Raw genomic sequence first — 12,302 nt, forward strand, 5'->3', positions numbered from 1 at the left:
ACGCACTGTCGCGCCTTTCTCCACGATGGACGTGGACGAGAGGCGCCTCGGTGAACTGGTCGAACGCTTCGCCGACGACGTCGCGGCGGCCACGCGTGCCGCCACCGTCGTGGCCGGGGATCGCCTCGGCCTGTACCGCGCCCTCGCCTATCTCGGCCCGTCCGATGCCACGGACCTGGCCCCCTTCGCCGGCGGCGACGTGCACTTCGTGCAGGAGTGGCTCGACGCGCAGTGTGCAGCCGGCTACTGCCACTTCAGCGCGCTGACGCACCGCTACTGGCTGAGCCCCGAGCAAGAGGCCGTGCTGGCCGACACCGCCAGCCCGACGTTCATGGTCCCGGCGATGACCCTCGCCCACCTGCGCTTCACCCACCAGACAATCAAGGAGACAGCAATGCCCGGAGTGGAATACAACGACTTCAGCCAGCCCGACGAAGTCCGCTCGCCCGACAAGACGACCGTCGAGATCGTCAAGATCGGCGGCGGCGAGATCGGCCGCTACACCTTCCAGCCCGGCTGGCGCTGGTCGGAGTGCATCAAGCCGGTCGCCGGCACCGACTCGTGCCAGGTCGAGCACGTCGGCTACTGCCTGTCGGGCGCCATCCACGTCAAGCACGACGACGGCACCGAGGCCGACGTGAAGGCGGGCGACGTCTATCGCATCGCGCCGGGTCACGACGCGTGGGTCGACGGCCCCCAACCGATGGTGACCGTCGAGTTCCAGGGCGCCGCGGGTTACGCGAAGTAGCGCAGGCGTAACGCGCCCAACCAGTTTCAAGACCGACATTCACAAGAGGGAGGAACCCAAATGACCATCACCGACAACGCCGTGGACAACGGCGTCAACCTGGAAGCACTCAAGGAAGCCCGCACGGTTCTGGGCGAGCAGCCGGAACTCGCACGCTTCGAGTGGCGCGTCACCAACACGTGGAAGTGGGGCACCCACAGCGTCGCCACCGTCGAGAAGTTCGGCGGCATGGGCGGCGAGCAGACGCACAAGCAGCCCTTCGCCTACGACATCGACCATCCCGAGCTGTTCGCCGCCGAGGACAACGGCGCGACGCCCGTCGAGATGGTGCTCGTCGGCCTCGCCGGCTGCCTGACCGCCGGCGTGGCGTCGATCGCGCAACTGCGCGGCATCCAGCTGCGCTCGGTCACGGCCGTCATCGAAGGCGACATGGACGTGCGCGGCAGCATCGGCGTCGACCCTGAGGTCCGCAACGGCTTCAGCGCCGTCCGCGTGCGCTACCAGATCGACGCCGACGACGCGTCGCGCGAGGACCTCGAGGCGGTGCTGGCGCAGTCGCAGAAGCGCTCACCCGTCTACGACCTCCTCACCAGCCCGACCATCGTCAGCGTCGAGTTGGCGTAGGTCCAACGTGCGCACGACGACCGTCATCGTCGGCGCCGGCCACGCGGGGCTCGCCATGAGTCGCCGCCTCACCGAGCGCTCGATCGACCACGTGGTCCTCGAACGCGGTGAGGTGGCGAACTCGTGGCGCACCGAGCGCTGGCCGAGCCTCCGGCTGCTGACGCCGAACTGGCAGACGACGCTGCCCGACTTCGCCTACGACGGCGACGATCCCGACGGCTTCATGGCGGTGACCGAGGTCGTCGACACCATCGCGACGTACGCCAAGCACGTCGCTGCGCCGGTGCAGACGCACACGACGGTCGAGTCCGTGCACGCCAACGGCGAAGGCTACCGCGTCGTCACGGACCAGGGCCTGTGGGACGCGCGCTGCGTCGTGCTGGCGACGGGCGCGTGCAATCGCGCCGTCACGCCGGCGTGCGCCGCCGCGGTGCCCGAGGGCGTCGCCACGCTCACACCGATGGACTACCGCGGCGCCGACGCGCTGCGCGACGGGGGCGTGCTCGTCGTGGGTGGTTCGGCCACCGGTGCGCAACTGGCCCAGGAAATCCACCTGTCGGGGCGACCGGTCACGTTGTCCACCGGCGAGCTCGTGCGCCTGCCGCGCACGTATCGGGACCGCGACATCTTCTACTGGATGGACCGCGTCGGCATCTTCGACGAGCGCTACGACAAGATCGACGACCTCGTGCGCGCCCGCCACCTGCCGTCGCCGCAGCTCATCGGCACGCCCGAGAAGGCGTCGCTCGACCTCAACTCGCTGCGCACCATCGGCGTGCGCGTCGTCGGCAAGCTGAGCACCATCGTCGACGGCCGCGCCCACTTCGCCGGCTCGCTCGGCAATATCGCGAAGCTGTCCGATCTCAAGATGCACCGGCTGCTCAACACGATCGACGAATTCGCCGGCTTCACGCGCGACGACGCATTGCGGCCCGAACCCACGGCGCTCGACGCGACGCCGTGCCTTGGTATCGACCTACGCGGCGGCGAGATCCAGACGATCGTGTGGGCGACGGGCTACCAGCCCGACTATTCGTGGCTCGAACTCCCGGTGTTCGACCACCACGGTCGGATCAAGCACGACGGCGGAGTAGTGCAGGACGCACCGGGTGTGTACGTCCTTGGGCTCCCACTCCTCCGCCGCCGCCGCTCGACCTTCATTCACGGCGCCTCCGCCGACACCGGCGACCTGGCGAGTCACCTCGCGGCGTCCGTCGCCTAACGCGGCAGGATTACTTCGAGGGCGACCTCGGGCGACGGGCGCTCGAGGAGCCGGCCGCCGAGTTGTTCGACGAGCAGCTGGCGCGTTGGCTCGATCACCGACGGATCGGCGAGCGGCGCCGCACTCAACATCTGGACGCGACCGACGGTGTCGTTGCCGCCGACGACCAGACCCACCGGTTGCTCAGCGGCCGCACCCACGAGCAACGCGATGACGTGGTGCACGATCGCCGGCAGCGAACGCACGACGGTGGGGACGCCCTCGACCCGCAGCGGCGCGGCGCTGAGCGACCGCTGCGACGCCACGTCACGGCACACCGTCAGCAGGTCGACTTTGAGTTCGCGCGCCCGAACGCGGTCGCGGCTCACGGCGTTGGCCACCTGGTCCACGGCGTCGGAAACGTCCGCGAGGTGGCGGACCGCGGCGTCGACGGCGACGGAATGGCCGAGCTCTTCGAGTTCGAAACGCAGACGGGTCAGCGGCGTGCGCAGCTCGTGCGACGCGGTGGACGCCAGGCAGGCGGCGCGGTGCTCGCTGGTGCGCCACGCGATCGTCGTCATCAGCGCATCGGCGATGTCGTGCATCGTGGCGACATCGTTGTCGGTCCACTGGCGGGGGCGGCTGTCGATGGCGCACAACGATCCGAGGGTTTCGCCGCCGGGGGCGCGCATCGGCACGCCGAGGTAGGCGCGAACGCCGAGCTCGTCGATGGCGAGGTTGTCCTTCACCCGCTCGTCGTTGACGGCGTCGGTGACGACGAGGTCGGCGTCGGTGGTGACGACGTGCTGGCAGAACGACATCGACAGTGGCGTCTGGCGCCGCGTCGCCCACGGCTCGGCGAGACCGACGAGCGCGGGAAAGAACTGGCGATCCTCGGAGACGAACGACACCAGCGCCGTCGGCACGTCGAGGACCCGCGCCACGAGCTTGGCGTACACGGCGAAGGTAGGCGACGGCGCCCCGGGGAAGACGTCGACTTCCTCAAGGGCCAAGAGGCGCTGCCGCGAGTCGAGGGGCCAACCGGTCATCGTCATCTACGCCGTCCGTACGCGTCGGCGCAAGGATGGCACGGCGATGTCGAAGACGTCCATCAACGCCATCAGCGCGATGACCGCCGCCGGCAACCCGATGAGGGCCATGCGGATGTGCGGGTTCGACAGCGCCATCAGCGCGTAGCCGACGTAGGGCACCGAGAAGTGCTCGACGTTCTGCGTCGGCGCGTTCAACGCGAAGGTCCACGGATCGGCGCCGGGGTTGGCGTCACCTTTGGTGCGGTACACGCGGGTCACGCCGTCGTCGGCGAGCTTGATCGAGTGGATGCGGTGCGACACGAGGTGGTTGATACCCGTCGGCGCCGGCGGCGTGTAGGTGATGATGTCGCCCACCTTCAGATCGGCCGTCGGCTTGGGCTTGTCGAAGATGACGCTGCCCTGGTTGAAGGTGCCCGTCATCGAACCGCTCACGATCACATACCGGTCGTAGCCGAGGAAGTTGGGCACGACCAGCGCGGCGATGGCGCCCATGACGGCGAGCCAGGCGGTCCAGCCCAGGATGCGACGCGTTTTTGCCATGTCCCAAGTCTGCGGAAATCGGTCGCTCGCGTCACCAACGCCTCATCCACAGTTCGGTAACAGTTCGCCCGGTCACGCCAACCGGAAGCTGAGTTCGAAGCACGTCGGATCGGCGTTCGACACCCGCAGGCGCCCGCCGGTGGCGTCGACGATGGTGCGGGCGAGGGCGAGGCCGATGCCCGAACCGGCGCTCGTGGCCGACCGGTACGTGCGCTCGAACATGCGGTCCATGACGGCCGGCTCGAGGCGGCCCTCGTCGCCGACGTGCAGCAACCCGTGCGTCGCCGTCGCCAGCACCTCCACCGACGCCTCGCCAGCGCCGTGGTTGCGGGCGTTCTCCAGCAGCACGTCGATCACCTGGAGCAGCGGCCGCGGGGCGGTGGTGATCACCACCGGTTCGGGCGGGGCGTGGAATCGCAGCGTCCGCTCCTTGTCGGCGAACAGCTTGCGCCAACGGGCGACGGCGCTCGCCGCGGCGTCGGACAGATCCACGCTGGTGATCTCGGGGTCCTCGCCGGCGCGCGACAGCGCCAGGATGTCCTCGACGATGCCGGTCAGGCGGTCGACCTCCTTGACGCACTCGAGCAGTTCGTCACGCAGCGACGGGCCGGCCTCGTGCCACAGCGACATGTCCTCGAGGCGCAGGCGCAGTGCGGCGAGCGGCGTCTTCAGCTGGTGCGACGCGTCGGCGAGGATGTCGCGCTCGTCGCTCATCCGGCGCTGGACTCGAGGCGGAACCCGACGCCGCGCACCGCGACGACCTCAACGGGCGCCGCCGCATCGGCCAGCTTGGAACGGAGACGGCCGAGCGTCACGTCGAGTGTCTTCGTCGAGCCGAACCAGTGCTCGTCCCACACCTCGTCCATGATCCGCTCGCGTGTGACGACCTTGCCGGCGTCGCGCGCCAGTAGGGCCAGCAGGTCGTACTCTTTGGCCGAAAGGTGCATTTCGGCCGCTCCGACGAACACGCGGCGGCTCCCCTCGTCGACGCGCAACCCGTCGATCGTCGCCGGGGCCGCGGCGTCGGTGGCGCTGGCGGGTTCGGTCGGCACCCGTCCGGAGCGGCGCAGCAACGCCCGCACCCGCGCCAGCAGCTCGGCGAGGGCGACGGGCTTGCTCATGTAGTCGTCGGCGCCGGTGTCGAGCCCGACGACGCGGTCGAGCTCGTCGCCGCGGGCCGTCAGGATGAGAATGGCGCCGTCGAACCCTCCGGCGCGCGCCTGGCGGCACACGTCGAGACCGTCGATGTCGGGTAGGCCGAGGTCGAGGATGACGAGCTGGGGTGGGGCGTCGCCGGCGATGGCGGCGAGGGCGTCAGCGCCCGTCGGCGCGCGCGTGACGTCGTAGTCCTCGCGGGCGAGCGCCCGCTGCAGCGGCGCCGCGATCCCGTCGTCGTCTTCGACCAGCAACAACTTGACCGCCATCCCGGTCGTAAGGATACGGGTTAGAAGTCGCGATCCTTGGATCCGGACTCCGTCACCGGCGCCGTCGAGCACTTGTTGCCCGCGAGATCCGTCGCCGTGCTCGCTGGCGTCCACACCATCGTGGCCGACGCAACGGTGCGCAGCTGACCGGCGTTGCTGATGGCCGAACCGAGCGTGATGGTGATCGTCGATCCGCTCTGGACCATGGTGGCGTTGAACGGGACGACCTTGTTGTTCTTGACGTAGTTGCCCTTGAGGTTCACCGAACCCAGGTTGACCGCCGTCGTGTAGGCGCTGGAGGTGAACACGTCGAGGGTGTCGTCGTTGGTGGTCAGGCCGAGGGTGAGGCCGTCCCGCAGGCGTACGACGACCGGCGTCGACGTGCCGGTCCAGCCGGCGAGCACGGTGCTCGGCTTCATCGTCTCGCTGTAGCTGAGCGTGAGCGTGTCGCCCGAGCTCAGCTTGCCGGCCTGGCCGCCGGCAGCGGCATGGACGTCGGTGCCCCGCACCGCCGTGTTGTCGACCAGCGACGGGCCGACGGTGGCCGAGGTCGTCGTCAGGCCGAGCGTGTCGGTGAGGATCGCCCGGAAGCTGAACCCGCCGTCGGTGACCGTCGTGGTGTCCCAGGGGCAGCTGTAGGGCGCCGTCGTGTCGGTGCACAGGTCGACCCACGTGCTCGACCCCGTCGTCTGGCGCTGGAGCTTGATCGAGACGACGCCGACGGAGGCGTTGGCGTTGGCGTTGATCGAGACCGTGCCCCGCAGGTAGGCGCCCGGGTCGTTGACCGACACCGACTCGACGATCGTGTTGGTGACGATGCGGTTCTTGACGGTCGCGGTGGTCGTCGGGTTGCCGGCGACGTCGGTGACGATCGCCCGGAAGTCGTAGGCACCGTCGGTCACCTGGGTGGAGTCGAATCGGCAGCCGAAAGGCACGGCGAACGACGTGCAGATCGTGGTCCAGTTGGTAGAGCCGCTCGGCGCTCGCTGGATGGCGACGCTGGCGACGCCCGACTCGCCGTCGGTGGCCGTCGCCGAGATGGTGACGACGCCGCTGATCGGACTCGGAATGCTGTCGAGCGAGCCGGCGGGAGCGGTGTTGTCGACGAGGACGCCTTCGACCAGCGACGTGGCGGTGTAACCGGCGTTGTCGGTGGCCGTGGCCTGCAGGTCGACGTCGTCCTCGGCCAGGCCGGTGGTGCTGAACGAGCACGTGTACGGGCTCGTCGAGTCCGTACAGATCGTCGTCCAGCCCGTGGTGCCACTCGGCGCCCACGCGACGACGACGTTCTTGACGTCCGTCTCCGCGTCCGACGCCGACGCGCTCAGCGTGACGGTGCCGCGAATGGCGTCGCCGGGATCGGCGAGCGTGACGGTCGGGGGCGTCCAGTCGATGGCGGAGCTCACCGACGAGGTGTTCGTGGAGTTGGACGTGAACAAGGCCCATCCCACACCGGGAAGGGCCATGAACACGACGAGCGCACCAAGAATGCCCAGCCCCCACCGCAGAAGCCGACCTGTGGTTTCGGCGTCAGAGCGGTGAGGACTGGGCATCTTGTGTGGGGGGATTTGTGTGTTGGGGGGGTTAGTTGGCGGCCGTGGCGTTCGCCGGGGTGGCGGCAGGCTGGTTCACGTTGGCGGCCGTCGAGGTCTGGGCGGCATCCCAGCTGTAGGAAGCCGAAGCGTTCTTGCCCTGCTCGGCGTTGCCGGCGGTGGACTTGAGCTGGCTCGAGAAGTGGTACGTGCGGGCTTCGCCGGCGGCGAAGGTACCGAGGGCCTGGGTGCCCATGGTGCCGAACGTGCCGGTCCAGACGGTCGTCGAGCCCTGCGTGACGGTCATCACGAGGTTGGTCTTGTCGGTGAAGCCGTTGGTCGCCGTCTCGGTCACCGAGAACACCGCCGGCAGCGAGCCGGTGTTGGTGATGGTGACGTCACCGCTGGCGGTGTCGCCCGGCTTGAGGTTGGTGACGTTGAAGATCGCGGCGGCCGACTTGCTGTTGGACTGGGTCAGCGAGCCGGAGGCGACGACGCTGGCGGCGTTGGCCGAGTTCGACGTGAAGTTCGCGCCCGAACCGATGGCCAGCGCGCCGGCGGCGGCCAGCGTGGTCAGCGGGATCAGGGCCTTGCGCCACTTGGCGCTGCGGGAAACTGCTTCGGTGGCGGTGGTGATGTTGCGCTTGTTCATTGTGGGGTCCTCTCCTAAGGGCTTTTGGTCTGAGCGGGCCGCTCGACCCGATGGGGAGCAAGGTACGAAGGTCCCTTCCACAGCCCCCCCACATGCGGGGTACGCCGCATCCACAGTTCGGTAACAACCCCAACTCCCTCCGGTTTTTGCGTCCCCAGACCCGCAAGACCCGATCTGAGGACACAAAAACTGTTGGGTTAGGTGAGTTCGGCGAGGCGGCGGGTGAGGAAGCGGCGTTCGGTGTCGTCGGCGGTGAGGTCGAGGGCGGCGCGGTAGGCGGCGGCGGCTTCGTCGGTGCGACCGAGGCGACGCAGGAGGTCGGCACGCGCCGCGTGGAAGTAGCGGTAGCCGGCGAGGTCGAGTTCCTCGACGATGGCGAGGGCGGCCGCCGGCCCGTCGACTTCCGCCACCGCGATGGCGCGGTTGAGCTCGACGACGGGCGACTGCGTGAGCCGGGACAACTCGGCGTACAGCGCCGCGATCTGGGCCCAGTCGGGTTCGCGCGCGGCGTGCAGCGACGCGATGGCGGCCTGTACGACGTAGGGACCGCGGCCGAGCAGCGCCAGCGCCCGGTCCAGTTCCTCTCGGCCACGTGCGATCTCCGCCGCGTCGTAGCGCGACCGATCCTGGTCGGCGAGCGCGACCACGTCGCCCTTGTCGTCGTGGCGGGCGCGGCGCCGGGCGTGGAGCAGCAGCATCAAGGCGAACAAGCCGCGCACCTCGGGCTCGTCGGGCATCAGCTCGATGAGCGCCTCGCCGAGCAGCAACGCCTCCGTCGCCAGGTCGACCCGGCCGCTGTAGCCCTCGTTGAAGATCAAATAGATGACGCCGAGCACCGCCGCCAGCCGGTCGGGCAGCAGGTGATCGGGCGGGACGCGGAACGGGATGCCGGCGGCGCGGATCTTGCGCTTCGCCCGCACCAGGCGCTGCGCCATGGTCGGTTCGGCGACGAGGAAGGCGCGGGCGATGTCCTCGGTCGACAGGCCGCCGAGGGTGCGCAGCACCAGCGCCACCTGGGCGTCGAGGGCGAGCGCCGGATGGCAGCAGGCGAAGATCAGCTCGAGTCGCTCGTCGCGGATGGCGGAATCAGGCGTCATGTCGGCGTGGTCGTCGCTCACGAGCAGGTGCGCTTTGTCGGCGAAGCGGCGTTCGCGGTTGATGCGGTTGACGGCGCGGTTGCGCGCCGTGGCCACCAGCCACGCCCGCGGGTTGTCGGGCGCGCCGTCGCGGGGCCAGCGTTCGGCCGCAATGGCGAAGGCCTCCTGGACGGCCTCCTCGGCGAGGTCGAAGGCGCCGTGGAGGCCGACCAGCGTGGCGACGACTCGCCCCCACTGCTCGCGGTAGACGCGTTCGAGAATCCCTAGTACTCCATAACCGGCCGGACTTCGACGGCGCCGCCGAGGCGCGCCGCCGGGATGCGCGCCGCGAGTTCGATGGCGGCGTCGAGGTCGGCGGCGTCGAACAGCAGGTACCCGTTGATTGCTTCTTTCATCTCGACGAACGGGCCGTCGGTGGTCAGGGTCTTGCCGTTCTCGACGCGCACGGTCGTGGCCGTCTCCGGGGCGTCGAGTCCGTGGCCCGGCGTCACCCCCGGCGTCTGGTTGAGCGCGCCGTAGTCGGCGTACACCTGCTGCTGCTCGGCTTCGGACAGCGTCGCCCAGGCCTCGGGGTCACGCGGCGTCGGCGCCGAGCCCTGGTGGATCAAAAGCATGTACTTCATGGCGTTCCTCCTTGGGAGATGTTTGCCCAAGAGACAAACGGCGCTGGGCGAGATCGACACGTCGCCGGAAAAAAAGTTGAGGAACCGGTGCAACCGGGTCACAGGATCTGACCCGTTCGCGCTACGTGGTCTCGGGACTTTCGTACCGATTTGGTCATCAGTCGACACTGAGGCGACGCACCTCGATGATTGCCACCGTTCAGCAAACGCTCACCGCCACTCGCTACGCCAATCTCGGCGTCTTCGTCGTCCTCACGGCGGCGTGCATGTGGCACTGGCTGCGGGGGCACCGGCGCAACATGCGCTTCGCCGCCGCCGCCTTCGGCACGCTCACCCTGCTGCAGACGCTGAGCCTGGCGCTCACCCAGGCGGCGGCGCAGCACCTTTTCGTGTGGATCGCCAAGGGCGTGCTCGTCATCTTCGTGCTCTTCCCCTACTTCCTCCACCTGTTCGCCACCAGCTTCGGGCGGTCGCTGGTGGTCGAACGGTGGGCCGCCCGGCTGACGACGGCGGTCGTCGTCGGGTGGACGATTCTGCTGCCGCGCTTCCCACTGCCCGGCCAACCCATCGCGTGGACGTTCAACGCCTACCGGATCGCGATCCTCGTGCAGTGGACGGTGTTGTTCGCGTCGATCGCGGCGCGCATGTGGCTCGACAGCCGCGGCGAGGCGACGGTGCCGCGGCGGCGCATGCAGGTGCTGTCGCTGGCCGCCGGCACGATGATGGCAGCGACGCTGTTGTCGGGAGTCGCCAAAACGCCCCAGACGCTCGACTTCATCCTGGTGACGCAGCTGATGTTCCTCGGCGCCACGATCATGTTCCTCATCGGCCTGTTGCCGCCGCGCTGGATGGTCGACCTGTGGCGCCGTCCGGAGAGTCGCGCCTTTCAAGACGCGATGGGTGCGCTGTTCCGCGCACAAACGCAAACCGACATGGCGGCGGTGCTGTTACCGCCGTGTGTACGCGTCGTCGGCGCCGGCGGCGGTTCGTTCATCGCCCGCGACGGGCGCGTGCTCGGCGAGTACGGGCGCACCGACAGTGCAGTGTCCACCGCGCACCGGTTCGAGCTGAAGACGGGCACGCTCGTCATCTGGACGAGCGCGTACGCGCCGTTCTTCGGGCCCGGTGAGTTCCGCCTCATCGACGGCCTCGGCGCTTTCGCCGACATCGCCATGGAGCGCGGCGCACTCCAGGAACGACTCACGGTCGCGTTGGGCGAGGCCCAGGAGGCGTCGCGCATGAAGTCGGCGTTCCTCGCCAATCTCAGCCACGAGATCCGCACGCCGATGAACGGCGTGACCGGCATGCTGGGCCTGCTGCTCGACACCGGGCTCGACCAGCAGCAACGCGACTACGCCGAGACGATGGCAGGCTCGGTCGAGAGCCTCAGTTCGATCATCGACGACGTGCTCGACTTCTCCAAGATCGAAGCGGGCAAGCTCACCCTCGACAGCGGGCCATTCGACCTGCGCTTCGCCGTCGACGCCGCCGTCAGCATTTTCGCCGGGCGGGCCCACGAAAAGGGCGTCGAGTTGATCACCCACTTCGACGCTGACGTGGCCGACGTCGTCGTCGGCGACCGCCTGCGCCTGCGTCAAGTGCTGTCGAACCTCATCGCCAACGCCATCAAGTTCACCGAAGGCGGCGAAGTGGTCGTGCGCGTGAGCAACGCTGAGGGCGACGGCGTCCGCTTCGACGTGCGCGACGACGGCATCGGTATCGCGCCGGAGCAACAGTCGCTGCTGTTCGAGCCCTTCACCCAGGCCGATTCGTCGACGACGCGCCGCTACGGCGGCACCGGCCTCGGTCTCGCCATCTGCCGCCAGCTCGTGGAGCTCATGCAAGGCGAGATCCACCTCGAGAGCAGCCTGGGGCACGGCTCCACGTTCTCCTTCGTCGTACCGCTGGCGCCGGCGCGCCGCGCCGAGCCGGCCCGCCGCGTCACGTTGCCCCCCATGCGGGTGCTCGTCGTCGGTAGCCGCGCCTCGCTGCGCGACGCGCTCGCCGACGCGCTACGACACTGGTCGCTCAGCGTCGAATGCGCGAGCGGCATGGCTTACGCGCGCGACGCCCTCGCCGCCCGCAGCTTCGACGTCGTCATGGTCGACACGGAACTCGACGACGCGTCACACGTCGACGCCCTGACCGAACTGCGCCGCGCCGGACGCGTGCGCGTGATCGGGCTCAGCCCGGCACACGAACGAGGCGATGCCGCGCTCGCCAACGCCTGGCTGTCCAAACCGCTGCGGCACGCCACCGTGCGCGACTGCCTCGCCTTCGTCATCACCGACGCGCCGGCGCGGACCGAGTCCACCGACGCCGCCAAGCCGCCTTCGCAGCCCGCGAGCGCCGGCCGTGTGCTCGTGGTCGAAGACAACGCCGTCAACCGCAAGGTCGCCGTCGCCCTGCTCGACAAGCTCGGCTATGCCGTCGACACCGCCATCGACGGCGTCGAAGCGCTCGAAGCGCTCAGCCGCTCGCAGTACGACGTGGTGCTGATGGATTGCCAGATGCCGCGCATGGACGGGTACGAGGCCACCGCCGAGATCCGCCGGCGCGAGACCGACCGGCACACGCCGATCGTCGCCATGACGGCGTCAGCCATGGCAACAGATCGTGAACGCTGCCTCGCCGAAGGCATGGACGACTACCTCGCGAAGCCGATCGACCGCACCGCGCTGTCGAACGCGTTGCGGCGCTGCATGGGCGCGGCGGCGACCTGATCGCAGGCGGCGAATCTGGGTGAATTCCCAGATAGCGCTCACGCCCGTCAGAGGTTCGGAACCGATCCTTGTCCTGTGCCCGGAAC

12 protein-coding genes are annotated in these 12,302 nt (G+C 69.1%); 4 read left to right on the top strand and 8 right to left on the bottom strand.

All coding sequences use genetic code 11. The features are described from left to right. Positions 1–31: 31 nt before the first annotated feature. From VHC63_12415 to VHC63_12425, 3 genes are read left to right on the top strand one after another with little or no spacing between them, the layout of a single operon-like run. Positions 32–748, top strand: a complete 717-nt coding sequence (locus tag VHC63_12415) for a cupin domain-containing protein (protein ID HVV37403.1) — start codon at positions 32–34, stop codon at positions 746–748. 60 nt (positions 749–808) lie between these two features. Continuing rightward, the gene (locus VHC63_12420) at positions 809–1,372 is read left to right on the top strand and encodes an OsmC family protein (protein HVV37404.1); all 564 of its coding nucleotides are present in this window, start codon (positions 809–811) and stop codon (positions 1,370–1,372) included. A gap of 7 nt (positions 1,373–1,379) precedes the next feature. Then, positions 1,380–2,594, top strand: a complete 1,215-nt coding sequence (locus tag VHC63_12425) for an NAD(P)/FAD-dependent oxidoreductase (GenBank protein ID HVV37405.1) — start codon at positions 1,380–1,382, stop codon at positions 2,592–2,594. Here the strand turns inward: VHC63_12425 and VHC63_12430 are convergent. The 8 genes from VHC63_12430 to VHC63_12465 form a co-directional block, all read right to left on the bottom strand. After that, positions 2,591–3,628, bottom strand: a complete 1,038-nt coding sequence (locus VHC63_12430) for a GAF domain-containing protein (GenBank protein HVV37406.1) — start codon at positions 3,626–3,628, stop codon at positions 2,591–2,593. The genes VHC63_12425 and VHC63_12430 overlap by 4 nt on opposite strands. Next, the gene (locus tag VHC63_12435) at positions 3,629–4,165 is read right to left on the bottom strand and encodes a signal peptidase I (protein HVV37407.1); all 537 of its coding nucleotides are present in this window, start codon (positions 4,163–4,165) and stop codon (positions 3,629–3,631) included. It lies immediately after the preceding gene. A 72-nt stretch (positions 4,166–4,237) separates the two neighbouring features. Continuing rightward, positions 4,238–4,879, bottom strand: coding sequence for a HAMP domain-containing sensor histidine kinase (locus VHC63_12440; GenBank protein ID HVV37408.1), 642 nt, complete (start codon positions 4,877–4,879; stop codon positions 4,238–4,240). Next, on the bottom strand, positions 4,876–5,589 hold the full coding sequence (locus VHC63_12445) for a response regulator transcription factor (protein HVV37409.1): 714 nt from the start codon (positions 5,587–5,589) through the stop codon (positions 4,876–4,878). The genes VHC63_12440 and VHC63_12445 overlap by 4 nt, the downstream gene beginning before the upstream one ends. A gap of 20 nt (positions 5,590–5,609) precedes the next feature. Further along, positions 5,610–7,055: an Ig-like domain-containing protein gene (locus VHC63_12450; GenBank protein ID HVV37410.1), complete on the bottom strand. Its 1,446-nt coding sequence runs from the start codon at positions 7,053–7,055 to the stop codon at positions 5,610–5,612. A gap of 118 nt (positions 7,056–7,173) precedes the next feature. Beyond that, positions 7,174–7,773: a TasA family protein gene (locus VHC63_12455; GenBank protein ID HVV37411.1), complete on the bottom strand. Its 600-nt coding sequence runs from the start codon at positions 7,771–7,773 to the stop codon at positions 7,174–7,176. Positions 7,774–7,970: 197 nt separating this feature from the next. Continuing rightward, a complete protein-coding gene (locus VHC63_12460; protein ID HVV37412.1) occupies positions 7,971–9,131 on the bottom strand; it encodes a sigma-70 family RNA polymerase sigma factor in 1,161 nt (386 codons plus the stop codon). Between the two features lie 2 nt (positions 9,132–9,133). Further along, on the bottom strand, positions 9,134–9,493 hold the full coding sequence (locus VHC63_12465) for a YciI family protein (protein ID HVV37413.1): 360 nt from the start codon (positions 9,491–9,493) through the stop codon (positions 9,134–9,136). Positions 9,494–9,678: 185 nt separating this feature from the next. Between VHC63_12465 and VHC63_12470 the strand changes: the two genes are divergently transcribed. Beyond that, positions 9,679–12,216: a response regulator gene (locus VHC63_12470; GenBank protein ID HVV37414.1), complete on the top strand. Its 2,538-nt coding sequence runs from the start codon at positions 9,679–9,681 to the stop codon at positions 12,214–12,216. The last annotated feature ends 86 nt before the right edge of the window (positions 12,217–12,302 follow it).

It is taken from the genome of Acidimicrobiales bacterium (genome assembly GCA_035546775.1).
Classification (GTDB): domain Bacteria; phylum Actinomycetota; class Acidimicrobiia; order Acidimicrobiales; family JACCXE01; genus JACCXE01.